Below are 24280 nucleotides of genomic sequence, written 5' to 3' on the forward strand. Positions count from 1 at the left end.
AGGGCACCCGAAGGTGCCCTCTCTTATCGCTAAAGGCTTACGCTTTAGCTTTAGCAACCGCGACCATCGCCGGGCGCAGCAGGCGGCCATTCAACGTATAGCCTTTCTGCATTACCATCATCACATGGTTCGGTTGATGCTCATCGGACTCCATCATGCTCATCGCCTGATGCACATCCGGGTTGAATGGAACGTTGATATCACCAACGATTTCAATACCGTACTTGCGTACCGCGTCCAGCAGCGACTTCAGCGTAAGCTCGATACCTTCGATCATCGCGACCAGATCTGGGTTGTTCTTATCCGCCAGTTCAAGCGCACGTTCGAGGTTATCGATCACCGGCAACAGATCGCCTGAGAATTTCTCCAACGCGAATTTGTGTGCTTTTTCAATGTCCAACTCGGTACGACGACGGACGTTGTCCATCTCAGCCTTGGCACGCAACAGGCTATCGCGCTCACGTTGCTGAGCCTCAACCAGTTGGGCTTCCAGCTCAGTAATGCGTTCATCGCGCAGATCGACACCTTCCATCATCTCCGGCAGGGTTTCCTCGTGCTGGGCCTGTTGTTCCATCTCTTCCGAGACGTGCTCGTTTGGCGTCTTCTGTTCTTTATTACTCATGAATATCTCCGCGTTTAGCATTAATCTCGCAACTTGGCTTATTATGGGGATCAAAACCGGGGTTTCAAGTCAACCGGTCACAATGTGGGGCATAAACCAGCCCAGGTGAGGAAATTCACAACAATGAATAAAAAGTTTACATGTATTGGCATTGTTGGCCATCCGCGTCACCCCTCTGCACTGGCAACGCATGAGATGCTATTCCACTGGCTGGTCGCCCGTGGTTATTCGGTGATGCTTGAGCGCCAGATCGCCCACGATCTCGGGCTGAAAGACGTGGTTACCGGCAGCCTGGCAGACATTGGCCAGCAGGCCGATCTGGCCGTGGTGGTCGGTGGCGACGGCAACATGCTCGGCGCCGCACGCGTGCTGGCACGTTACGATATCAAAGTGATCGGTGTTAACCGCGGTAATCTGGGTTTTCTGACCGATCTCGATCCCGATAATGCGTTGCAGCAACTGGCCGACGTGCTGGAAGGCGAATACATTGACGAACAGCGTTTCCTGCTGGAAACCATCGTGCATAAAGAGCACCAGCAATGCCGAGTCAGTACCGCTATTAATGAAGTGGTGTTGCACCCCGGTAAAGTGGCGCACATGATCGAATTTGAAGTGTATATCGACGATCGCTTTGCGTTCTCCCAGCGTTCCGACGGCCTGATTATCGCCACACCCACCGGATCCACCGCATATTCACTTTCCGCAGGTGGGCCAATACTGACCCCTTCACTGGAAGCCATCGCGTTGGTCCCGATGTTCCCACACACGCTTTCTGCACGGCCGTTAGTCATCAATGGCAGCAGCACCATCCGGTTGAAGTTTTCCCAGACCGGTCGCGACCTAGAAATCAGCTGCGACAGCCAGATCGCGCTGCCCATACAGGAAGGTGAAGAGGTCTTGATTCGCCGTAGTGACTTCCATCTGAATCTTATTCATCCGAAGGATTACAGCTATTTCAATACATTGAGCACCAAACTGGGGTGGTCAAAAAAATTGTTCTAAAAATTGCGCCAGCTACTTTACTGTATATAAAACCAGTTTATACTGTATGAAACAACAGTTGTGTTTTTATACACAGGAAGGTCCCTATGCTGGCACAATTAACCATCAGCAACTTTGCTATCGTTCGTGAGTTGGAGATCGACTTTCAACCGGGTATGACGGCGATTACCGGTGAAACCGGTGCCGGCAAGTCGATCGCTATTGATGCGCTGGGCCTGTGCCTCGGCAATCGTGCCGATGGCAAGGTGGTGCGCTTGGGGGCCGCCCGTGCTGATATCTGTGCTCGCTTCTCTCTGGCAGATACCCCCTCCGCCCGCGAATGGCTGGAACAGAATCAGCTTGATGACAGTAACGAATGCCTGCTGCGCCGCGTAATAGGCGCCGATGGCCGCTCACGTGGTTTTATCAACGGTACCGCCGTTCCGCTTTCGCAACTGCGTGAACTGGGCCAGCGGCTGATCCAGATCCACGGCCAGCATGCACACCAGTTGCTGCTAAAACCCGAACACCAGAAGCAGTTGCTGGACGCCTATGCCAGTGAACCCGCCCTGCAAGCGACAATGCGCCAGGCTTATCAACGTTGGCATCAAAGCTGCCGCGAACTGGCACAGCATCAGCAGCAATCCATCGAGCGTGATGCCCGCAAGCAGCTGCTGCAATATCAACTGAAAGAACTGAATGAGTTTGCCCCACAGGCGGGTGAATTCGAGCAGATCGACACCGAATATAAGCGCCTGGCCAACAGCGGCCAGCTGTTAACGCTCAGCCAACAGGCCTTGCAACTGCTGGCCGATAATGAAGAGCACAATATGCTCAGCCAGCTCTATAGCACCAAACATCTGCTGGTTGAGCTGGCAAGCATGGACGAAAAACTCAGCGGCTTGCTGGATATGCTTGAAGAAGCGTCGATCCAGATCAGCGAAGCCAGTGACGAACTGCGCCATTACACCGATCGTATGGATCTCGATCCCAACCGGCTGTATGAGCTGGAGCAACGTCTTTCCCGGCAAATTGGCCTGGCGCGCAAACACCATGTTTCACCGGAAGAGTTGCCCAACCTGCATCAGCAATTGCTCGATGAACAACAACTGCTCTCCCAGCAGGAAAGCGATCATCAACATCTCAGCGCAGCGGTCGCGCAGCATCATCAACAAGCGCTGGTTCTGGCTGAGCAGTTGCATCAAAAACGCCAGCATTATGCCGCAGAGCTAACGGCGCTGATTACCGACAGCATGAATACGCTCTCCATGCCGCATGGTAAATTCCATATTGATGTACGCTTTGAACCAGAATATCTCAGCAGTGAAGGAGCAAGCCGCATCGAATTTTGTGTTTCCACCAACCCAGGGCAACCGTTGCAACCTTTGGCTAAAGTGGCATCTGGCGGTGAGCTTTCGCGTATCGCGTTAGCCATTCAGGTGATTACCGCGCGTAAAATGGAAACCCCGGCATTGATTTTCGATGAGGTTGATGTGGGGATCAGCGGCCCAACCGCTGCCATCGTTGGCCGCCTGCTGCGCCAGCTTGGCGAATCAACCCAGGTCATGTGCGTTACTCACTTGCCACAGGTCGCCGGTTGTGGTCATCAGCATTTCTTTGTCAGCAAGCAAACCGACGGAACAGAAACCGAAACTCAGATGTCCCCCTTGGACAAACGGGCTCGTTTGCAAGAGCTGGCGCGCCTTCTTGGTGGCAGCGAAGTCACCAAAAATACGCTGGCAAACGCAAAAGAATTGTTGGCTGCATAACTTTTTTACTTTCCTGAGGTCATATTGGAGCCCTGTAAAGGTTTCCAACTGCCGCAAGGTCTATTATCATCGGCATCCTATGCCCTAAAGGAATGTGATTACTATGCGCTGTAAAACGCTGACAGCTGCCGCTGTGGTTCTTGTGATGCTGACTGCAGGCTGTTCTACTTTCGAGAAGGTGGTTTACCGGCCTGATATCAACCAGGGTAACTACCTGACATCCACTGATGTGGCGAAAGTCCACAAAGGAATGACGCAACAACAGGTTGCTTATACCTTGGGCACGCCAATGATGCAGGATCCGTTTGGTACTAAGACGTGGTTCTATGTATTCCGCCAGCAACCTGGTCATGAAAAAGTCACGCAACAAACGCTGACGTTGACTTTCGACAGTGCGGGCGTGCTAACAGATATTCAGAATAAAACCGCGCTGACGCCACAGTAAGCTGAGCCGAGATTGTCATCCGGCCCGTGGGGAGGTTTGGCATTCTTCACGACAGTCACAGGCTGCAACTCGGAAGATAAAATTCTGATAAAAAATAGGGCGCTAGATGCGCCTTATTTTTTTGCCTTTTCCGCACGTTGGCGGCGTAGCTCTTTAGGATCGGCAATCAACGGCCGATAAATCTCCACCCGGTCACCATCATTGAGCACATCGCCCAGTTTGGCGGGCCGGCTGTAGATCCCGACTTTATTGCTGTTTAAATCGATATCACCGCGCAGTTCCAACAACCCAGAGGCTAGGATCGCCTGCTCAACGTTGCTGCCCGGGGCCAATTTTACCTGGCGCACATACTGGCGCTCTGGTAGCGCGTAGACCACCTCAACCTGTATTTCAGACACCGTAAATCTCTTTTGCACGCAGGGTGAAAGCCTGCACCATATTGCCTGCCAGTTCTTTGAATACTTTACCGAAAGCCAATTCGATCAGCTTGTTGGTGAACTCAAAATCCAGATGCAATTCAACCTTACAAGCCTCTGGGCTCAACGCGGTAAACTGCCAGCCCCCCATCAGCTTACGAAACGGGCCATCAACCAGTTGCATATTGATGCGTTGGTTATCCTGCAGCGTATTACGCGTAGTAAAAGTCTTACTGATGCCAGCTTTCGCAACGTCAACCGCTGCGGTCATTTCATTATGGGAAGCGGCAATCACCCGGCTACCGGTACAACCCGGCAGAAAATCGGGGTAAGAATGAACATCATTAACCAACTGATACATCTGCTCAGCGCTGAACGGCACCAATGCAGACCGACTGATCTGGGGCATATCATTTCCTGTGAGACATAAAACGTACAGATAATACCATTTATCTATCGTCAGACAAAAAACCGCTGCACATTTAATGGTTCAAAAATGGATTAAATTGCGCAGGTGCTGATCGGGAAAGGATTTCTTTCGCTGTCGCATCCAGTATAATGCTCACACTATGGCAAAGAAAAAAACACACAAACCCGGTTCCGCTACCATTGCGCAAAATAAGCGAGCACGTTTCGAATACTTCATTGAAGAAGAGATCGAAGCGGGCTTGTCCCTGCAAGGTTGGGAAGTAAAATCACTGCGTGCAGGCAAAGCTAACATCAGCGACAGCTACGTAACGTTCCGTGACGGTGAGGCCTATCTGTTTGGTGCTACCATCTCGCCGCTGAACGTCGCTTCGACTCATGTAGTCTGCGATCCCACACGTACCCGCAAACTGCTACTGAAAAGACGCGAGCTCGACTCACTGATTGGCCTGGTGAACCGCGATGGCTACACTCTCGTTGCCTTATCCATGTATTGGAAAAATGCCTGGAGCAAGGTGAAGATTGGCGTTGCCAAAGGTAAGAAAGAACACGATAAGCGCGATGACATCAAAGATCGTGAATGGCAGACGGCGAAAGCCCGTATCATGAAGCATGCCAATCGTTAAGCTTCTGGCTTAACAGGGTAAACTTCTGTTATACTGCTCACAGTTACTTGGGGCTGATTCTGGATTCGACGGGATTTGCGAAGCCCTAGGAGCATGCCGAGGGGCGGTTTGCCTCGTAAAAAGCCGCAAAAAAATAGTCGCAAACGACGAAAACTACGCACTAGCAGCTTAATACCCTGCTCAGAGCCCTCTCTCCCTAGCTTCCGCTCTTAAGACGGGGATCAAGAGAGGTCAAATCCAAAAGAGATCGCGTGAATGTCCTGCCTGGGGCTGAAGCGTTAAATCCAATCAGGCTAGTTTGTTAGTGGCGTGTCCATCCGCAGCTGACCGGCGAATGTAAAGATTGGACTAAGCATGTAGTGCCGACGGTGTAGTAATTTCGGACGGGGGTTCAAATCCCCCCAGCTCCACCAAATAGGTTATCGGTGATACCAGATAGACCCGGTGACAATAACGAAAAAGCCCGCAATTCACGTTGCGGGCTTTTTTGTGCCTGCAATCTGGAAGATTGGTATACGTTTAGGTGTGTGTAGCAATTGTGGAAGAAAACTCGTCATATCGAGCCTTATACACCCCAACCCTTCAATGAAATCATCAAAGCCAGGCATCATACACTCCGCACTACGGCGGCCTTACCGTTCAAGACAAGTGGCAAAAGCTGTGGCGATTACGCTACCTGCGCCCGGGCACTGACAAACGAATTAACGTTAGCCTGGGTGCCTACCTGCTGGAAGAGAGTGAACCACACGGCCTGTATATGGGGAACGCCAATATTGTGCCCACCAACCCGCAGACCCTACGTGAATACGAGATCACCTTGCTCAAGCGCAAGACCAACCAGGGGATACAGACCAATCTGGTACTGAGTGAGGATTGCGAGGCCGACTGGCTGCCCAAGTGTGAAGCGAACTAGGTGAAAGCGGTCATGATCGTTTTCGCCGATCAATACGTGGTTATTGATCTGCCGAACTCATTGGATGCTGCCGCAGCGGGGCATTTATAGTTTCAGGGTATAAACCGCATACAATCCAACACCAGGGGAAATGTATCGGTGACCCTTCTAGCCTGCTTGCGGGCCTTATCTTTCACACCGTTTACTCAAACTGGCAAAACCGGCTCAGGCCGGTTTTTTTGTGCGTGCGGGTTGCCACTGTTCACGCCAAAGTGAACAGTGGTGCACAGTTACCGGATAACTCATCACCCTATAATGTAATGATTTATATAAATAAAACCCAATAAGTGAACAGTGTGACCAGTTTTTCTATAAATCTTTTTTTGCGGCAAAGCTCCGACTGACTTTGTGTTTGCGGATCGGGACTGTTCACACTGAAGTGAAGAGTTGTGCACAGTTCCCGAATAACTCATCACCCTTTAATGCAATGATTTATATGCATAAAATTCAAAAGTGAACAGTGTGACTAGTTTTTCTATAAATCTTTTTTTCTAAGCACAGCGGCAGTTCAGGGTTATGATGATTTAATGTTCACTTAGGGAATGCCTCACCATGATGGAACGTACGAAAAAAACACTTTTGGATGGATTAGAACACCATGGCTTAAGTGTATTAGCTCAGACTTGACCTGACTCGGCTACGGCACAGAGCCAATCTGACAGTCAGCTCTGTGCCCAGGCTGTGTGAAAACGTTTTTGATCGCATAAGCTGCCAAAAACAGAGCTGAAAACCGCGTCCCTACGTAAAATTTGACTCTGCTAACCAGCCGAACGATTTCAGATTTTGCATAGCATCGTGCACTTAAATTTTTAGTCAGAGTTTTCACACAGCCTGTGCCAGAAGTAGACGTTGCTAACATAATGTTATGCAACTTTATGATGTGCTGGCAAGCCGTTCATCACACACAAAGGATCAGCGATGTCTTCACAAAAAACAATAGAACGCTTCGTTGCAGCGGACGTTAGCGGTGCTATCTGGTTGCGATTGAAACGACTCACAAGCTCACAACTTTGTAAAAAAATAATCCAAAAAAATCACCCTTCACTTCAAGAAGATGAATACATTAATAAATCGATCGGAATGTCCTCCGCAATACGAAGTGCAATTGGATATTGGGAAACAGAAAATGGTGGGTTAAATTCAAAAATCCTCTCTAGGTACTACGCTTTATTACAGATAAGCCTAGCTGAACAAATTTCCTCGGGAGATCCCAAAGATGATTTAAAAACTGTGCAAAAGCATACTGAGTCAGGGCACGGACTATTTACACAGACTATTGAAAACTCAACCTTTCCTGACAATATAAAAATTGGGTGTGTTCGAGGTGGACATTTTTACGGATATGCAAAAAAAGTAGGAATCGAAATTAAAAAATATGCAGCAGAGCGACGTCCAAGAAATGCTGAAGAATTAGAAGCATCATGCACATATACCTTGACTGATTTGTTAAGAAGAATTCCGGAATTAAGACCACTATTAAAAGAAACTATTGGTGAAAACCCGCTTTCATTCCAAATTGGGCATGCAAGTAGAAATATGTTTTTAAGATCAAATAGGTTATCACAACCCACACCAGAGTTTTCAGGGTTTACATATGCGGCTATTTATCCAAAAAATGCTGAAGTAACGGCCGAGGAACTTAACTCTTATAACCTAGGAATTATAGATATTCAGAAAGAGTCTGAAGAAAATCTAACTAAATTTGACGAGGCATATTTTGTCGGGAAGGTTTATCATCCTGAAGATGAGTTATGGTGGGATCATGTCTTAACTCACAAATCTGGTTATTGTGGGACAAGTGTAATTGTACCTTTCTGGGGGACTCAAGATCCATTTGTATTACACTTGGTCGTGTTATACACGCTAAGTATTATAGTCAGGTACCTTCCAGAAACATGGTATGAGATAGAGCATGGTAAACTTGATTACATCAATTCTCTCTTGGAAAATTACTTGGCTATTTTCGATAGTGTGTTGCCTAAACTTGCAGTGGAAAGGTTAACAAAAACACATTTAGTTGTGACTTCACCCGATGGCATGAATTCTCCCATCTAATTAATTAGATGCTTGCACAAGGTGTTTGAAAATGCCTTGTGCTTGCTTAATTATTTCCCTGTTTATCTTTATTATTTTTTAGCATTCCTTTAAGACCCATGTCCGCTTCTCACGGTGAGTTCAACCGATGGATGCAACACACTGCTTAAATCCCTCAGCGGCAAGATTGTTGCTGAAAACCTTTGGTAAGGGTACAGCGCCTGAATATGTCAATAAGAACAGCTATTTCTCCACCTTTTTTTACAGCTCGCTTTAAGCAGCCAGATGTTCCTGTGGTTGGCATTCGACACCGCGCTAAACACCTACCTGCACCGGTATGCAGGGCAAGATAGCCGGGAACGCTTTACCAAATGTTACGTCGCAGCCACCAGTGACCATACCGTCGCAGGCTTCTACACGTTGTCATCCAGTGCCATCGACATCAGCTTGTTACCCGACATAATCACCAAAAAGTTACCCCGCTACCCTTCTGTACCAGCTGCGCTGTTAGGTCGTTTAGCCGTCGACGAACAATATACCGGTAAAGGTCTGGGTGGCTCGCTACTGGTTGACGCCATCCTTAATACAGCGCGTTCCACCACCGGTATCTGGGCCATTCACGTGGACGCAAAAGATCAACAGGCTAAAGCTTTCTACTTAAAATATGGCTTCATTAGCTTTAAATACAAAACAGGCTCGTTATACCTGCCACTGACTAATACGCTATTAAAAGATCTCGAATCTTTTAGCATCCTATAATTTATCAATTGTCCTACTTAGCTCCAATCAGCTGTGATTTTTTAGGTTAATAATCAAAATGACACCGTACTAAAATTGTACATTCAGCCAGAACGGCGCAAAGGGTGGCGGTGGAACGTTGATCCCCCATTTCCACAACAAGCGCGTGAACAGTGGTGCGCAGCTGCTCCGCCGCATCTTTCTCTCTTCCATCAGTGCTAATGCTCGCTCTTTCTTTTCATCAAACGTCATAATCGCGACTCCCATCGCTTCTCTTACGCCAAAGTTGCCTGTAAAATACCCTTTTGATTTATAGGTGTTTATACAAGGAGCAAGAAATGAAAAAAATGATAATGGCTGCCGTTGCACTTTCTTTGGGCCTTACCCACTTTATCGCTACTGCCGAGACTCTGTCCATTGAGCCGGGATTATGGCGTGACGGCAGCACTATAATGCTCAACGGGCAATCCCTAACCAATTCCCCCGAAGATGACGAAGATGAAGAGTGCGTGTCCCCCGAGATAGCTAAAGATTTCCTTGCTGCAATTGCGCCAGAAGACTGCAAAGTAACCTCATGGGACAGGGCCCCGGGAGATAAGCTGGTGTTTGAGCTTGCGTGCGCTAATGAAGAGGGGAAATCTAAAGGCAAATTCAGCGGCGTGTACACCAGCACTCATTACGATCTCAAAGGGCGCCTAGACGGTACTCATATCCATGCAGGCCAATATTTTCTCGATATGCATATGTATGGAAAACGAATTGGCGAATGTCATTAATCCGTATTCGCACTAAAAGACGTTCCCCCCTTTTAAGACACAGAGTTGTTGGCTGCGTCAATCAATCTGGCGCTCTGTGTTAACAACCCACAGATTTCCCCCCACCACACAGGACAAAGCCTGTTTCGTGCAAATTTAGGGTTTATGGCACCAAAAGTCGCAAACAGTGAAGTTAAGCAGGACTTTTCAGGCAGATCTCGCTATAACGAAACGGTATTTCATTTTTCTTTTAAAAGGGATGTTTTGTGGAACGCAGTCCGCTTCTCTTCACCAACAAAAAATTTGTCTTCTTCGGTGCCACCTTCTGTTGCCTCCTCTGGGGGAGCGCCTACCCGGCGATCAAAAACGGTTATGAACTGTTCAACATCTCGCCAGATGATATCCCCAGCAAAATGGTGTTTGCCGGTTACCGCTTTTTGCTGGCAGGGCTCGTGTTGCTGATGTTTGCCATTGCCAGTGGCAAATCAATCACCAACATGAAACCGCTGCATTATAAGCAGATGACCATTTTGGGCTTAACCCAAACGTCGCTACAGTATGTGTTCTTCTATATCGGCTTGGCCTATACCACCGGCGTTGCGGGTTCTATCATGAATGCGACCAGCACCTTCTTTAGCGTGCTGCTGGCGCATTACCTCTATCAAAACGATCGCTTAAGCTTCAATAAAATCGTTGGCTGCGTGCTGGGGTTTGCTGGCGTGATGGTGGTCAATTTCAGCCCCGATCTGACCAATTTCACCTTCACGCTGATGGGCGAAGGGTCAGTGGTGCTGGCCGCCTTTATCCTCTCGGCCGCGACAATTTATGGTAAACGCATCTCCCAACATATCGACAGCACGGTAATGACGGGTTACCAGCTTGCCATCGGCGGCCTGGTGCTTACGCTGGGCGGCTATTTGTTTGGCGGTGGGTTGACGCAGTTTGGCTGGCAGGCGTTGTTGCTATTGGGCTATCTGGTTTTGCTGTCATCGGTGGCATTTGCCTTGTGGAGCTTATTGTTAAAATACAACCGTGTGGGAATGGTCGCTCCCTTTAACTTCCTGATCCCGGTGTCTGGTGCCGTACTTTCTGCCATCTTCCTCAATGAAAGCATTATGGAATGGCGCAACGTCCTGGCATTACTGCTGGTGTGCGGCGGCATTTGGCTGGTTAATAAAATTAAACCAGCGTAATCACGCTTTTCAACGGTACGCCTGCGCCAATATCGGCAGGCTTACCCTTTACTGCCCTTCCCGTTGCAGGTAACGCAAAAAACCCGCGGCAAAATCCATGTTGCAGCGGGGGATGGGTTAGTAATTAACTATCTGATTTAAATTATAATATCGTAAATATTTAACACCTCTGACTGTAACGCCCTACTTACGCAATATTTTCTGCAAGCGCTCCTGCTGCCAGCGGGTCAGCCAGTCTTGCAAGAAAAAGACTTTTGCCCCCTGGATCACAATAAATGTCCCCCAGATGGCCAGCGGCCAGATAAACCAGACGCTGCCCGGGGTGATAAAGCGGTTAATCGCGTACAGAAACAGATTCACCACCACATAAATCAGCAGGCTGCGGTAGAAACCACTTTCGGCGGCCACCCTCGCCTTGGCTCTTTCAATCTGCTGGTCAAGAGCGCTATCACGCAATTCGGTACCCGATTGATCCCCGCCGCCGGAAATCTCTGTCACGCTGATATTAAACACGGCAGCAATGGCGCTGAGTGTCTCGAGGCTGGCCTGCTCACCGTTCTCGATGCGCTGTATGGTGCGCACGCTGAGGGACGAAAGTTCCGCAAGTTGTTCCTGTGACCAGGCTCTGGAAAGCCGCAGTTGTTTAATGCAATTCTGACTCATGGACATCATCCTTTATAAGCGAGTGGAAACTTCGCACACTATGCCGTGAAGCGGTTCACAGCAACAGGCCAGCAACCCGACAGTAACCTGACACCTTGCCGACAGCCTGAGTAAAGCACAATTTGGCAGCTTGGATAATAGACGAGGGAATGATCGCTTGTGATGAAGGAGAAGAAAGATGGACCATACTGTGACAAGGGATATTACTGAGATTTCTGCTTCCGGTTATCGCCGCCGTGGGCAACATCCTACGGTATCGCTCCCCAACGCGAGGAGCGATTTTTCCACATACGTTTAACTGGCAGTTACCGGTTCAGCCCGCCGTGGTTTCACCACCAGCGGCAACAGCAAAAGCGCCGATGCCAGGGTCGTTGCCGATAGCACAAAGAAGAAACCATCCCAGCTCCAGGTTTCGAGCACTTTAGCCAGCGGCCAGCCAGATAACCCAGCCCCCAAGTAACCAAAGATGCCGACAAATCCGGTCGCAGCTCCGGCAGAATCTTTATGCGCAGACTCAGCCGCTGCGATGCCGATCAGCATCTGAGGGCCAAAGATAAAGAAGCCGATAAAGAAGAAACAGGTGGCATTAAACAGATAGCTATCGATACGAAGCAGCCAGATCAACAGCACGCTGACAAAAATGCCTATCATAAAAATGATATTCATCGGCACCCGGTTACCGGCAAACAGCTTATCCGAACCCCAACCGGCCACGATGGTGCCGATAAAGCCACCGATCTCCAGCATGGTCAGCGAAGAGTTGGCTTTCACCAGCGAGTAACCATGGTTCTGTATCAGGTACAGGTTCCCCCAGTCGTTAATACCAATGCGCACCACGTAAACAAACACATAAGAGATAGCCAGCAGCCAGATGTATTTATTGGTGAAGATATAGCGTTTTAGGATCTCCATCAGCGGCAGCTTGGCGCTGGTCTGTTCCTGTTCCAGCTCCTGCGGATCCACCCGCCATTGCCCCACGGTCGGCAGGCCCATAGCCACCGGGCGATCGCGCAGGCGAAAGCAAAGGAAGCAACCGCTAACAATCGCGATGAGTCCTGGCACGATCATCCCGTAGCGCCAGCCGTAATTCACCGCCAGTACCCCCGCCAACAGTGGAATAACCGCCCCGCCGACGTTGTGCGAGGTGTTGCAGATCGCCCACCAGAATCCCCGTTCATTGCGTGAATACCAGGTAGTGAGCAGCTTGGAACAAGGAGCCCAGCCCCACCCTTGGAAAAACGCATTGGCGATCCAGAACGCCGTCAGGGCAAACAGCGACGAACTGAAACCGAACAGAATATTGATCACCCCCGTCAGGATCAGCCCGATGCCCATAAAATAACGCGGGTTGGCAGCATCGCTCAGCACCCCGGAAATAAAACGCGAGGCACCGTACATAAAGTAGAACAGAGTTCCCATCAGGCCGACATCCGCCACGGTTAACCCCAAGTCTTTCAGCATCTCCGGCATGACATAGTTAAAGCTTTTGCGGGTGAAGTAATACACCGCATAGCCGACGTACATACCGAGCATGATATGGATACGCCAGTAACGATAGGTATGGTTAATCTGTTCAGCATCTGCGGTAACGGGTTGCACCGGTGCTGATTTCATCCATTTGATCATCATATTCACCTGTCATGCGAGGGAGTTAGGCTGTGAACTGCTGTGGTGGGAGAGCGCTGCCAGCACCTGCGCATGCAGTTGCGGGTCGCCCGCGGCAACAACGGTGGATTGGGAATACATGGTGAGCGGTTCACCGTACCAGTCGGTGATTTTGCCGCCTGCGCCTTCGATAATCGGCACCATGGCGCAGTAGTCGACTTCGCGCATGCCGCCGCTGTCGACGCTGAGATCGATACGGCCCGCGGCCAGGCAACCATAGGCGTAGCAAGCCGCGCCATAGATCCGCCATTTGCTGGCTTTGAGCAGATGGTTGTAGCCCGCCCGATGTTCAGGCAGCACAAACTCGGTATTGCTGGTGGACATCAGGGCACCGGCCAGATGCTGGCAGGGCCGCGTGCTGATCGGCTGGCCATTCAACGTGCTGGGCTGCCCGGCCATGCCCACCCAACGTTCGTCTAGCGCCGGAATATCAATGATGCCAACCACCGGCCGGCCATGGTGGCACAGCGCCAGCAGCGTCCCGTAAACCGGAACGCCCGCGATAAACTGTTTAGTGCCGTCGATGGGATCGATCACCCATACCCACTCTTCGTTTTGAGCTTCGGCGCCGAACTCTTCCCCCAAAATACCGTGAGTGGGAAATGCCTGGTTTAACTGCTCGCGGATCAGTTGTTCCACTTGCTGGTCAATGAGGGTGACCGGGCTGAGATCGTCTTTGGTATCAAATTCCCGGCCGCCGTAAAGGTAACGCTGGCGTTCTTGTTTAAGTAACTGACGGGTCTGATCGGCGATGGATTCAGCGACCCTGGTGAAATGTTTCAGTTCCATATTGATGCTCCCAGTTGCAGGTTCTTGTGAACAACGTTGCGGCTGACAGACTCTGTTTAACGGAAGGGAAAAGCCGCTGATTAGCGCAGTACGTAACGCTTATCTGTATGTTTTATGTTTATTTTTTGTTAAACAGAATCATCACTATGGTATTGAAGGGAGTTAGATGCTTGAGGGATTTCTTTAATAGAGATGGCGAAATTGGCATAGCGCGGGCCAAAAACACGCGCAAAATTTCGCGTGCATTTAGCGCACACATAGTTTAGAATTTTCTAAATTTAGAGGTATCTAAAATAACTATGACCACAGAACCAGACTTGCAATCACTACTCGCCAGCGCCGATGCAGCCTCAAAGCTGCTCAAGGCCATGAGCAACCCTCACCGCTTGCTGATCCTTTGTATGCTGGTGGACTCCCCCGGCACAGGTGCGGGTGAATTGGCTGCCATCACGGGGCTGAGCTCGTCGGCAACTTCACAGCATCTGGCCAGAATGCGTGATGAAGGGTTGATTGAAAACGCCAGAGATGGGCAACGCATTAACTACTTCATTAAAAACACCGCCGTGCAGGAAGTCATCAGCACGCTGAAAGCTATCTATTGCCCCTGAGGATGATATGAACGTAGAAACGATAACATCACAAGACGCTCAACAACGGCTAAAACAGGGAGCGCGGTTGTTCGATATCCGCGATGCCGATGAATATGCCCATGAGCATATTGCGCAAGCCCGTTTGCTCTCGCTGTCGGTGATTGAAAAAGGTGAAAAGCCGCAGCCGCTTTGCGAGCAGGACGTGGTTATTTTCCACTGCCAGTCCGGCAAACGTACCGCGCAGAACGCGGCAGTGCTGGCAACCGCCGCGTCACCGGCACAGGTTTATCTGCTGGAAGGGGGCATCAACGGCTGGAAACAGCAGGGATTGGAGGTGGTGAAAGATAAAAAGCAACCGTTGCCGATGATGCGCCAGGTACAGATTGCAGCGGGCTCACTGATTCTGCTGGGTGCCGCCTTGGGCTACACGCTCACTCCATTGTTCTTCCTGCTGCCCAGCTTTGTTGGCGCAGGGCTGCTGTTTGCCGGGCTCAGCGGTTTTTGCGGCATGGCTACTCTGTTAGCCAAGATGCCCTGGAATCAGCAACGCACATAAAATTAGGGGAGAGATAATCTCCCCAAAACAGCCCATCAGGCACCCGAAAAGGCGAAATTCTCCAATACGTTACCTTCCATACGATAGCGCACCCATTCATCTTGCGGCGCAGCACCGATGCTGAGATAAAAATCAATAGCTGGCTGATTCCAGTCAAGCACGCTCCACTCCAAGCGCCCGCAACGGCGTTCACAGGCCAGTTGAGCGATATGCCGCAACAGAGCCTTGCCAGCGCCCGCACCACGGAACTTCGGCGCGATATAGAGATCTTCCAGATAAATGCCGTTCTTACCCAACCAGGTCGAATAACTCATAAAGAACACCGCATAACCAACAGGTTCGCCGTTCACGCTGCAAATCAACGCCTCAGCGCAGGCGTTCACCCCAAACAGACTTTCTTCAATATCACTTTGGGTGACCAGCACTTCATCACGCGCTTTTTCATACACTGCCAGTTCAATAATCATATCCAGAATTAATTTGGCATCGTGTTTTTGCGCCGGACGGATCTCAATAGTCATGGTTTTTCCTGCAACAGAGTGAGTGAGGTGTTACCTAGCATAACACCGTCTGCAAGCTGTCGGCTCGCCCCCTGAGAACCGTATCTCTCTGCCCACACTAGAAAAAGTGTGAACTTGTTCTAGTCTTTACTAGGTACAACCGCATCATTCCGTAGTGGCTAAGGGGTTCACAATGAGCGAAAGTGTGAAAGATGGCACGATTCTGCTGTCCAGAATCTTGCTGATGATCTTGTTTATTATTTTCGGTTGGATGAAGTTGACCAACTTTGGTGCCACGGTAACGGCGATGGAGGGTTACGGCACACCGCTGCCCTACGTGGCTGCGATTATTTCCGTGGTGGTTGAGTTTATTTTTGGCGTTGCCATTGTGCTGGGTGCATTTACCCGGCCGCTGGCCATTATTTATGCGATATATGTGCTGGGTACGGCCCTGATCGGCCATCCGTTCTGGCGGATGAGCGATGCAGAAATGCTCGGCAATGAAATTAGCTTCTTTAAAAACATCAGTATTATCGCCGGGTTGTTGCTGCTGTCGGTTACCGGCGCGGGTCGTTTCTCACTAGACCATAAATGGTTTAAACAATAATTTTTGCTGCCAACGGCGTTTAACCGCGCCGTTGGCTGTTATCTCTAACGCGGTTTCAGGCAGTTCTGCTCTTTCCAGCCGTACAACCATTCCAACGACCGATAAAACTCCTGCTGCGATTTGCCTTGCCACAACAGGTTACGCACCGAACGCTCGACGCCTTTGGCATGATACAACCGCCCCATTTCACGGGTAGACCAGACGATGCGTGCCGTGCGTGGAATACGCACCGATTCATACAACGCAAAGGCTGCGGCAAAATCCCCCTTACAATGGGCGATCGCTTCACCCAAGGTCACCGCATCCTCCAGCGCCATACAGGCTCCCTGCGCCATATACTGCGCAACCGGGTGTGCCGCATCGCCCACCAGCGTCACCCGCTCATTACCCCATTGGCTCGAGGGTTCACGATCGGCGGTCGCCCAGCGGCGCCAAGAGGTGGGCTTATCCAGCATCTGCCGTGGGCGCGGGTGGATCCCTTCAAAATAAGAGAGCACCTCTTCTTTACTGCCGTCGGTAACGCCCCACTCTTCCACCTGCCGGCTATGGAAGGTGACCACCAGATTATATTGAGCACCGCCGCGCAGCGGATAGTGCACCAAGTGGCAATGCGGCCCGGCCCACAGCACCGGCGCGTTGATGCGCAAATCTTCCGGCATATCCGCGCACTCAATCACCGCGCGGTAAACCACATGGCCGGTCACGCGCGGGCTGTCGTTCAGCAGTGATGCACGCACTACCGATTTCCCGCCGTCGCAACCCAGTAAAACATCGGCCTCATAGCGGTTCCCTTGGCTGTCGAACACTTCCACGCCTTGCGGATTAACGCGGATATCCACGATCTGCGTCGAAGTTTTATAGCTTACCAGCGGGTTCTTCAGCGCCGCCTGCCAGACGGTGTCGTGAATATCGACGCGATGGATCACCGCATAAGGGCCGCCAAAGTGCTCACGGAATGCCTGGCCGGTTTCGATACGCACCACTTCCTTGCCATCTACCGCATCCATCATCGAGATATGGTCGGTAAATACCGCGCGTTCACGCGCCACCTGACCAACGCCCAAGCTATCCAAGGCCGAAAAAGCGTTTGGGCCAAGCTGGATACCCGCGCCAATCTCACCAATTTCATGGGCACGCTCCAGCAGCAGCACCTTGATGCCACGCTTAGCCAGAGACAGCGCGGTTGCTGCACCGCCGATACCGCCCCCCACCACAATTGCCGTTGCCTGTTTGCTCATCGTTATTCCCCCAATATGTTGCTCTGTGTTTTTCTTTTTTTAAACCGGGATCACATCCGCCTGTTGTTCAGGTGCCGCAGCGATAAACGCGGGTAGTGCACTGCAAGCCTGATAAACCCTGGCGCAACGGGGATAAGCCGCAAGATCGCAGCCCATCCGTAGCGCATTGGCCCATTGCGGGATCAGGCAACAGTCTGCCAGCGTCGGCGCATAGCCCACGCAATAATCCCCGGAATCCGCCCGCGCCAGCATGTTCTCTACCGCCGCCAGCCCCTCAGCGATCCAGTGGGCATACCAGGCTTTTCTCTGCGCTTCTGAAATACCCAAGGTATCGGTCAGATAACGCAGCACGCGCATGTTGTTGACCGGGTGAATATCGCAGGCAATCGCCAAGGCAATCTCCAGCACCGCCGCACGCTGCCGTTCATCCTGCGGTAAGAGCGGCACCTGCGGATAGCGGCGATCCAGATAGTCGATAATCGCCAGTGACTGGCCCAACGCCTGCCCGCGATCGTCGACCAATGCAGGCACCAGGCCGATCGGGTTCAACTGCCGGTAAGCGGCACGCAGTTGCTCCCCCGCGCGGATATTGACCCCTTCACTTTGATAATCAACGCCTTTCAATGCCAACGCGATCCGCACCCGATAAGAGGCTGAGCTGTTAAAAAAACTGTAGAGCTTCATGATTGACCTCTTCTCAGGCGATGTTGACCTGCAACGGCGTCAACCCTTCAACGGCACCATCGATACGATCGCCACGCACTACCGGGCCCACACCTTCCGGCGTACCGGTATAGATCAGATCCCCTGGTTGCAGCTCAAAGAAACCGGAGAGATAGCTGATGGTTTCCGCCACCGACCAGATCAAGTTACTGATGCTGCTGCGCTGATGATCTTCGTTATTCACCGTCAGCCAGATCGCGGCCTGCTCGATATTTTTCACGCTGGCTGCCGGGTGGATCGTGGCGATCGGTGCCGAGCGATCGAACGCTTTGCCAATCTCCCACGGCCGCCCCATTTTGCGCATTTCCATCTGGCGATCGCGGCGCGTCATGTCCAGGCCGGTGGCATAGCCATACACATAGTCCAGCGCCTGCGCGACCGGGATATCGCTGCCGCGCTTGCCAATCGCCACCACCAGCTCGATCTCGTAGTGATAGTCATCGGTTTGCGCCGGGTAGGCCAGCGTCAGGCTTTCACCGGCGGCCACCGGCACCACCGCATCCGCCGGTTTGCAAAAGAAGAACGGCGGTTCGCGATCGGGATCGAAGCCCATTTCCCGAGCATGAGCGGCATAGTTACGGCCAACGCAATACACCCGATGCACCGGGAACAGACTGCTGCTGCCAACAACGGGAACGGCGGTCACCGCCGGTGGGGTAAACAGGTACTGACTCATAATGACTCTCCTTTAATAATGGGGTGTGCCAATCAGCCGCGCGCTTCACGCAACAGGCCCAGCGCTTGCTGCACTGGTCGATCGGAAAAGCTGAACAGCACGCTTTCACTGTGCGTAACAAAGCTGAGCGGTTGCCAGGAAGGCACGACGAAAATATCTTTGGCGCTATAACTGAATGACTGATTGCCAATGGTGACGCTGCCTGCTCCCTCCACCACGTGATAAATGGTGCTGTCGGTGGTGCGGATCTTCTGGCTGCTAAAGCCTTGCGGCAGCAGTTGCAGGAAGGCGGCCATGGTTGGCATTGGCGCACCGCCGTTGGCCGGGTTGACGTAGCGCAGCTTGATGCCTTCGCACTCGTCCAGCGGGCCATGGCGCAGCAGTTGTTCCAGCGCTTCGCGGCTGCGGTCATAGCGGTAGTTGAAGATCGGTGACGAATTGCCTGCCTGATAGCGCACCGGCAACAGATTGGTGGCGTAGCGCGGCTGGAAGTCGTTTTCCGGGCGCGTCACCGGTTGTTGTTCCTGCGGGTAGTTCTCGGCAAAGGCACAGCCAAGATAATTGACCAGCGGCAGATCCAGGCCATCCAGCCACACCACCGGCTGATCGCCAGGGTTACCGTGATCGTGCCATTGCCACTGCGGCGTGAGGATAAAATCCCCCGGATGCATGGTGGTACGTTCGCCATCAACCGCAGTAAACGCCCCTTCCCCTTCGACGATAAACCGCAGCGCCGATTGCGTGTGGCGGTGGCTAGGGGCCACTTCACCCGGCATGATCAATTGCAGGCCCGCGTACAGCGACTGAGTGATGGAAGACTTACCGCGCAGCGCCGGGTTTTCCAGCACCAGCACCCGGCGTATCGCCTCTTTGGCACCAATCAGCTCACCGCTGCGCATCAGGAATGGCCGGACTTGTGCGTATTTCCACAGCGCAGCCACGCATCCGGCGTTAGGTTCGGTGGTCACCAGATTGTGCAGCGACTCCCACAGCGGCGTGAGATTCATTGCATTGATTTCCTGATAAAAACCCGCTCTTTGCTGTTTTATTGCTGGTGTTAATTCAGACATCGTGTGCTCCTTTTAGTTATCCACGAGCGATCTGTGCTTTGGCAATTTGGCGCACGCCGCGCACCTGGTTGAACAACACGCCCAAGGCGATAGCGGCCAACAGCGCCGGGATAGCGATAAACATGAAAATGGTGGAAAACGACAGATTGAACGACAGCATTACTCCACCGCTGAGCGAGCCGAAAATCGCGCCGCAGCGGCCAACGGCATTGGCCCAGCTCACGCCGGTGGCACGGCACAGCGTGGGATACAGCGAAGCCGAAAGCGCATTCAGCCCCACCTGTGAACCGCTGATGCCGATGCCGGTGCCCAGTACCGCAAAGGCCATGCCCCACAGCGAACCTTCCGAAATGCTGATCAACACGATGAACAGCGCGCCGATGCCATAGCTGGCCGCCAAAACCAGATACGGGTTGCGGCGATCCATCAGTTGGCCGATGACGATCGCCCCCAACGTACCGCCCACCTGGAACATGGCGGTGACCCATGAGGCATGCTGTAAATCGATACCGCTGTTATTGAGTAACGTTGGCAGCCAACTGGAGAGCAGGTAAACGATCATCAGGCTCATAAAGAACACGCACCACAGCAGCAAGGTCACCGGCAGCACACCGCGCTGGAACAGCGCCGCCACAGAGCTTTTCGCCGTCGGTTGTTCCGGCAGATAAAACTCCACATCGCGGTAGTCCTGCCCGGTAATGCGGTGCAATACCGCCGCCACCTTCTCTGGCTGGCTATTGCGCAGCACGCGGTAGCGAGGCGACTCTGGCAGCACAAAAATCAGCGCTAACAGCAGCGCCAGTGGCAGCACACCGCCAATGATCAGAATGCCTTCCCAGCCGATCAGCGGTACCAATTGCGCACTCACCAACCCACCCAATGCGGAACCGAGGGTGAAGCCGCAGAACATCAGCGTCACCAACCCCGCGCGCCGCCGCTTGGGCAAAAACTCCGAGGTCAGCGTGATGGCATTCGGCATCGCCCCGCCCAACCCCAAACCGGTCAGGAAACGCAGCAGCGTCAGGGTATTCATATCCGGCGAGAAAGCGGAAAGCAGGCTCATCAGGCCGAAGAACGCGACACAGAACTGCATGATCTGCTTGCGACCAAAGCGATCCGCCAGCGGCCCGAACAGCAGTGCCCCCAGCGTCAGGCCAAACAGCCCAGCACCGAACAGCGGGGCCAGATGGACAGCATCAAGCTGCCATTGCAGGCGTATCGCCGGGGCGATAAAACCGATGGCCGCAGTATCAAAACCATCGATAGTGACCACCAGAAAACAGCATGCCAAAACACGCCACTGGAACGCCGAAACCGGTGCTGCATCAATAACATCCTGGATATTAAGCCGACGAGAGTGCTTCATGGCCGATTGCCTCTTTAGGTGTAGGGTCTTTTGTTGTTTTTGTGATGGGTGTTGCTAAGTTGTTAATACTATGTACAAGCGCAATGTGAAAAGATAATGGCATTTCCGCCCTTGCGATAACCTGGAGGTTATGCCAAATGGCAGACTGGACTCAGCGGCTCAAAATCCATCATCTGCGCTTATTGATGTGCCTTGGCGAGCAGGGCAACCTGACGCAGGTGGCAAAAATGATGAATATCACCCAGCCTGCGCTGTCGAAATGGCTGTCAGCGCTGGAAGAAGAGGTGGGGATCGTGCTGTTTGAACGCCACAGCAAAGGGCTGCGGCCGTCAGAAGGCGGGAAACTGCTGCTAGAACATGCGCGCCGCATCCTTAACGATCTCGATCGCTCGCGTGAGGATATTGCCCGCTTCAAGCAGGGTGGCCAAGGCAGCCTGCTGATCGGCTGCTCGCCGGTAGCGACCGACTGCGTCACACAGGCAATTCTGGCGGTGGTTGATGATTACCCCAACGTGCATCTGCAAATTGTGGAAAACGTGATGACGCCGCTGCTGCAACATCTACTGTCAGGCAAGATTGACGTGGTGGTTGGCCGCATTGGCGGCCACGCGTTGCAGTTGCCGCTTAACTATCGCGTGCTGTATACCGAACCGGTGTGTTTCGTCGCCCGTACCCAGCACCCTTTGGCGGCGCGCAGCAGCATTGCCTGGGATGAACTGGTGGCCTACCGCTGGATCGTCTGGCCAAGCGGCACGCCGATCCGCGTCAGTATCGATAATGCGCTGGTGGATCAGGGCGTGATGCTGCCCAGCGATCACATTGAGTCGGCATCGATGAGCGTGACCTTGGGGATGATTCAGGGCAGCGAGATGATCTCCATCCTGTCGTGGCGGCTGGCAGAACGCTATGCCGCTCAGGGCCAGCTCACCATTCTGCCGCTGCCGCGTATCGAGCAGAAGGGCAGCGTCGGCGTGTTCTGGCGCAAAAACGACATTCCCTCCGGTGTGCTGCAACGCTTTCTCAATCAGTTGATCAGCGATTCTGCCGGAGACAGTGCTTAACGGCTGCGTTTGGCATGCCGCTCGAAGTTTTCGGCCTTCGCTGCGGCAGACTTACGCAGCGTGACATAGCAGGCCCCCTCACCGCCGTCGCGCGGCAGTGCGCGGCAAAACGCCTGCACCTGCTCAAACTGCGCCAGCCATTTGGCCACGTAGCTGCGCACAATATTGGGGTGACTCTGATCCTCCCGCCCACGGCCATGCACGATCAGCAACGAACGCAGGCTGTTTTGCTCTGCCTGCATAATAAAACGGAACAATTCCTGACGGCAGGTTTCTACCGGGCGCCTCAGCAGATTCAGGCTGGCCTGCGGCGCATAGTACCCACTGCGCAGCTTATCCAGCACGCCCTGCTGAATGCCTTCGCCCTTGTATTCCAATGGGATATCGCACGCAATGATGTCGAGAAAGCCGGTGCTGAGGAAGTTTTCCAACTGTAGCGCCTGCGCTTCGCGGCGCGCGCGTTTGTCGATGGGATCTTGCGGTTTAAAGTATAGCGTCTGCTGCCCCTCGGCTAACGGGGTTACATCGGCCATTGCCTGCTCAAAAAAGCCTTTATCTTCGTTGCTCATTTCGTGTCACTCTCGGGGATTATGCTGACCAATAAACGACCGGGGGATCCTTGAGATATGGGGGGATAGAGATGATTGTAAGACGCCCTGCACAGGTTGCAAGCCAGGAATTACCGGCAACGGGTGAGCTTCTGAGCCATTTTCGCTATACTGCAAGCCATCATTGAGTGCCGCAAAGGGAAAAAACCATGACAATGCGCGAACTGGACAGCCAGTTTCAGAATGCAATGAATGAGTTGCAGGCCAGCTTTGAAAAACAACACCGCGAATGGCAGCAAAGCTATCAGGCTTTGCAACAGCAATTGGAAGAAGCCCAACAGCGTGAAATTGCACTGCGGATGCAAAATGAGCAACTGCTGCACAAGCTGAACACCGCCAGTTCGGTGCCGGAGCAGCATGCGCTGATCAAGCAGATCAAAATGCTGGGGGCACATCTGGATGCCTTGGCAAAAGACGCCGCCACCTTCAATCGCTATGCCCATAATCAGCAACACGCCAGCGGCAATTTCAGCGGCGAGCAACACGGATAATTTCAGGCGCTGTTTGCAGCGCCTCCTGCCAACTGCTGGCGCTCCAAAACGGTAAAACATCATCAATGACGTGGATCATCATCGCCGCCCTGATTGCGGTATTTATTATTGGTTACCGCATTCTGACTTCCGACACCCGCAAGGCGATAGATTCGCTGGTACAACAGCTCAAAGTAAAGCCGATGCTGATTGAATCGATGCTGCAAGAAATGGGCAGCCGCAACAGCCAGACGTTTATCCGCGTGCTGAACAACGGTTATACCGAAGAGATGCATCAAGCCGCTTATCTGCTGTTTATCTACCTGACGTTTATCAAACAGGCGGACGACGAACAGATTGGCCTGTGGCGCGAAATGCTGCTGCGCGCCGGGCTATCGCCGGAATTGCATGCCGAACACACCGAGGCGGCGCTGTTTTATTTCGCTGAGTTGGATTTGGATGCGTTCGAACTGGCGCAGTTCCGCCGCGCCTATAATGAACGCTATAACCGCGAAGCCTTGGCTAACTGGTAAGATTGCCCCAGAAACGATGGAGCAGACAGCAGAAATAGCAAAGAGAACCCGGCCCCTTTACATCCCATCTCAAAGATTACTGGTCAGGAACAGTTGCCAAGCAGCAGCCAGACCACACAGCGTTACAGCACTGAAGATCACTTCAAACAGATAGTGGTTAATCATGATGACGTAACCTCAAAAGAAGACACCCGGAAAACCGGGTGTC

Annotated in this window: 28 protein-coding genes, 1 other RNA gene and 1 pseudogene; 16 read left to right on the forward strand and 14 right to left on the reverse strand. The window is 52.2% G+C overall.

Annotated elements, in window-relative coordinates; all coding sequences use genetic code 11:
- Positions 1-37 precede the first annotated feature (37 nt).
- Entirely contained in the window at positions 38-622 is a 585-nt protein-coding gene (gene grpE / locus AC2A1E_RS22045; RefSeq protein WP_459401655.1) for a nucleotide exchange factor GrpE, read from the reverse strand.
- Positions 623-745: 123 nt separating this feature from the next.
- Here grpE and nadK point away from each other — a divergent pair, with 123 nt between their 5' ends.
- The 3 genes from nadK (at position 746) to bamE (ending at position 3817) form a co-directional block, all read left to right on the forward strand.
- A complete protein-coding gene (nadK, locus tag AC2A1E_RS22050; RefSeq protein ID WP_459401654.1) occupies positions 746-1624 on the forward strand; it encodes an NAD(+) kinase in 879 nt (292 codons plus the stop codon).
- An 86-nt stretch (positions 1625-1710) separates the two neighbouring features.
- Positions 1711-3372: a DNA repair protein RecN gene (recN, locus tag AC2A1E_RS22055; protein ID WP_459401653.1), complete on the forward strand. Its 1662-nt coding sequence runs from the start codon at positions 1711-1713 to the stop codon at positions 3370-3372.
- A gap of 103 nt (positions 3373-3475) precedes the next feature.
- A complete protein-coding gene (gene bamE, locus AC2A1E_RS22060) occupies positions 3476-3817 on the forward strand; it encodes an outer membrane protein assembly factor BamE (RefSeq protein ID WP_459401652.1) in 342 nt (113 codons plus the stop codon).
- 113 nt (positions 3818-3930) lie between these two features.
- Here bamE and AC2A1E_RS22065 read toward each other — a convergent pair whose 3' ends face one another.
- On the reverse strand, positions 3931-4215 hold the full coding sequence (locus AC2A1E_RS22065; protein WP_484385521.1) for an RnfH family protein: 285 nt from the start codon (positions 4213-4215) through the stop codon (positions 3931-3933).
- On the reverse strand, positions 4208-4642 hold the full coding sequence (locus tag AC2A1E_RS22070) for a type II toxin-antitoxin system RatA family toxin (RefSeq protein WP_484385522.1): 435 nt from the start codon (positions 4640-4642) through the stop codon (positions 4208-4210). The genes AC2A1E_RS22065 and AC2A1E_RS22070 overlap by 8 nt, the downstream gene beginning before the upstream one ends.
- Before the next feature lie 160 nt (positions 4643-4802).
- On the opposite strand from AC2A1E_RS22070, the gene smpB reads away from it, so the two are divergent.
- From smpB to AC2A1E_RS22095, 5 genes and pseudogenes are all read left to right on the forward strand, one after another.
- Entirely contained in the window at positions 4803-5285 is a 483-nt protein-coding gene (gene smpB, locus AC2A1E_RS22075; protein ID WP_484385523.1) for an SsrA-binding protein SmpB, read from the forward strand.
- Positions 5286-5334: 49 nt separating this feature from the next.
- Positions 5335-5698: a transfer-messenger RNA gene (gene ssrA / locus AC2A1E_RS22080) on the forward strand.
- Between the two features lie 293 nt (positions 5699-5991).
- Positions 5992-6198, forward strand: a pseudogene (locus AC2A1E_RS22085) (hypothetical protein); the annotation flags it as partial.
- 957 nt (positions 6199-7155) lie between these two features.
- Positions 7156-8292 carry a YaaC family protein gene (locus tag AC2A1E_RS22090; protein WP_484385524.1) on the forward strand — a complete coding sequence of 379 codons (1137 nt, stop codon included), beginning with the start codon at positions 7156-7158 and terminating at the stop codon, positions 8290-8292.
- A gap of 264 nt (positions 8293-8556) precedes the next feature.
- Positions 8557-9030, forward strand: coding sequence for a GNAT family N-acetyltransferase (locus AC2A1E_RS22095; RefSeq protein ID WP_484385525.1), 474 nt, complete (start codon positions 8557-8559; stop codon positions 9028-9030).
- A gap of 69 nt (positions 9031-9099) precedes the next feature.
- Here the strand turns inward: AC2A1E_RS22095 and AC2A1E_RS22100 are convergent, their stop codons facing one another.
- On the reverse strand, positions 9100-9261 hold the full coding sequence (locus tag AC2A1E_RS22100; protein WP_484385526.1) for a DUF6404 family protein: 162 nt from the start codon (positions 9259-9261) through the stop codon (positions 9100-9102).
- Between the two features lie 86 nt (positions 9262-9347).
- Here AC2A1E_RS22100 and AC2A1E_RS22105 point away from each other — a divergent pair, with 86 nt between their 5' ends.
- Together AC2A1E_RS22105 and AC2A1E_RS22110 are read left to right on the forward strand one after the other, a co-directional pair.
- Positions 9348-9785 carry a DUF3617 domain-containing protein gene (locus AC2A1E_RS22105; protein ID WP_484385527.1) on the forward strand — a complete coding sequence of 146 codons (438 nt, stop codon included), beginning with the start codon at positions 9348-9350 and terminating at the stop codon, positions 9783-9785.
- A gap of 245 nt (positions 9786-10030) precedes the next feature.
- Positions 10031-10957, forward strand: coding sequence for a DMT family transporter (locus tag AC2A1E_RS22110; protein WP_459401642.1), 927 nt, complete (start codon positions 10031-10033; stop codon positions 10955-10957).
- A gap of 183 nt (positions 10958-11140) precedes the next feature.
- Here the strand turns inward: AC2A1E_RS22110 and AC2A1E_RS22115 are convergent, their stop codons facing one another.
- From AC2A1E_RS22115 to AC2A1E_RS22125, 3 genes are all read right to left on the reverse strand, one after another.
- On the reverse strand, positions 11141-11620 hold the full coding sequence (locus AC2A1E_RS22115) for a 2TM domain-containing protein (protein WP_484385528.1): 480 nt from the start codon (positions 11618-11620) through the stop codon (positions 11141-11143).
- Positions 11621-11914: 294 nt separating this feature from the next.
- Positions 11915-13246 (reverse strand): MFS transporter family glucose-6-phosphate receptor UhpC, encoded by a 1332-nt coding sequence (gene uhpC / locus AC2A1E_RS22120; protein ID WP_484385541.1) that lies wholly within the window; start codon positions 13244-13246, stop codon positions 11915-11917.
- 12 nt (positions 13247-13258) lie between these two features.
- Complete coding sequence (locus tag AC2A1E_RS22125) at positions 13259-14074, reverse strand: inositol monophosphatase family protein (protein ID WP_484385529.1); 816 nt, start codon at positions 14072-14074, stop codon at positions 13259-13261.
- 299 nt (positions 14075-14373) lie between these two features.
- Here AC2A1E_RS22125 and AC2A1E_RS22130 point away from each other — a divergent pair, with 299 nt between their 5' ends.
- Both AC2A1E_RS22130 and AC2A1E_RS22135 read left to right on the forward strand, forming a co-directional pair.
- A complete protein-coding gene (locus tag AC2A1E_RS22130; protein ID WP_484385530.1) occupies positions 14374-14682 on the forward strand; it encodes an ArsR/SmtB family transcription factor in 309 nt (102 codons plus the stop codon).
- Between the two features lie 7 nt (positions 14683-14689).
- Entirely contained in the window at positions 14690-15220 is a 531-nt protein-coding gene (locus tag AC2A1E_RS22135; protein WP_459401638.1) for a rhodanese family protein, read from the forward strand.
- A gap of 35 nt (positions 15221-15255) precedes the next feature.
- Here AC2A1E_RS22135 and AC2A1E_RS22140 read toward each other — a convergent pair whose 3' ends face one another.
- Entirely contained in the window at positions 15256-15741 is a 486-nt protein-coding gene (locus AC2A1E_RS22140) for an N-acetyltransferase family protein (protein ID WP_484385531.1), read from the reverse strand.
- Positions 15742-15913: 172 nt separating this feature from the next.
- Between AC2A1E_RS22140 and AC2A1E_RS22145 the strand changes: the two genes are divergently transcribed.
- Entirely contained in the window at positions 15914-16327 is a 414-nt protein-coding gene (locus AC2A1E_RS22145; protein WP_484385532.1) for a DoxX family protein, read from the forward strand.
- 44 nt (positions 16328-16371) lie between these two features.
- Here AC2A1E_RS22145 and AC2A1E_RS22150 read toward each other — a convergent pair whose 3' ends face one another.
- The 5 genes from AC2A1E_RS22150 to AC2A1E_RS22170 are packed head-to-tail and all read right to left on the reverse strand — an operon-like array spanning position 16372 to position 21400.
- Positions 16372-17565, reverse strand: a complete 1194-nt coding sequence (locus AC2A1E_RS22150) for a 3-hydroxybenzoate 6-monooxygenase (RefSeq protein WP_484385533.1) — start codon at positions 17563-17565, stop codon at positions 16372-16374.
- Positions 17566-17604: 39 nt separating this feature from the next.
- Positions 17605-18249, reverse strand: coding sequence for a maleylacetoacetate isomerase (gene maiA, locus AC2A1E_RS22155; protein ID WP_484385534.1), 645 nt, complete (start codon positions 18247-18249; stop codon positions 17605-17607).
- A gap of 13 nt (positions 18250-18262) precedes the next feature.
- Positions 18263-18964 (reverse strand): fumarylacetoacetate hydrolase family protein, encoded by a 702-nt coding sequence (locus AC2A1E_RS22160; protein ID WP_484385535.1) that lies wholly within the window; start codon positions 18962-18964, stop codon positions 18263-18265.
- Positions 18965-18996: 32 nt separating this feature from the next.
- Positions 18997-20034: a gentisate 1,2-dioxygenase gene (gtdA, locus tag AC2A1E_RS22165; RefSeq protein ID WP_484385536.1), complete on the reverse strand. Its 1038-nt coding sequence runs from the start codon at positions 20032-20034 to the stop codon at positions 18997-18999.
- A 16-nt stretch (positions 20035-20050) separates the two neighbouring features.
- Complete coding sequence (locus AC2A1E_RS22170; protein ID WP_484385537.1) at positions 20051-21400, reverse strand: MFS transporter; 1350 nt, start codon at positions 21398-21400, stop codon at positions 20051-20053.
- 137 nt (positions 21401-21537) lie between these two features.
- Here AC2A1E_RS22170 and AC2A1E_RS22175 point away from each other — a divergent pair, with 137 nt between their 5' ends.
- Complete coding sequence (locus tag AC2A1E_RS22175; protein ID WP_484385538.1) at positions 21538-22461, forward strand: LysR family transcriptional regulator; 924 nt, start codon at positions 21538-21540, stop codon at positions 22459-22461.
- Here the strand turns inward: AC2A1E_RS22175 and smrA are convergent.
- Positions 22458-23030, reverse strand: coding sequence for a DNA endonuclease SmrA (gene smrA, locus AC2A1E_RS22180; protein ID WP_484385539.1), 573 nt, complete (start codon positions 23028-23030; stop codon positions 22458-22460). The genes AC2A1E_RS22175 and smrA overlap by 4 nt on opposite strands.
- A gap of 188 nt (positions 23031-23218) precedes the next feature.
- On the opposite strand from smrA, the gene AC2A1E_RS22185 reads away from it, so the two are divergent.
- Both AC2A1E_RS22185 and AC2A1E_RS22190 read left to right on the forward strand, forming a co-directional pair.
- Positions 23219-23560, forward strand: a complete 342-nt coding sequence (locus AC2A1E_RS22185) for an MbeD/MobD family mobilization/exclusion family protein (protein WP_473188271.1) — start codon at positions 23219-23221, stop codon at positions 23558-23560.
- Between the two features lie 65 nt (positions 23561-23625).
- Positions 23626-24072 carry a DUF1198 family protein gene (locus AC2A1E_RS22190; RefSeq protein ID WP_484385540.1) on the forward strand — a complete coding sequence of 149 codons (447 nt, stop codon included), beginning with the start codon at positions 23626-23628 and terminating at the stop codon, positions 24070-24072.
- The last annotated feature ends 208 nt before the right edge of the window (positions 24073-24280 follow it).

This window comes from Serratia sp. HNCC26DJ206 (assembly GCF_057180605.1).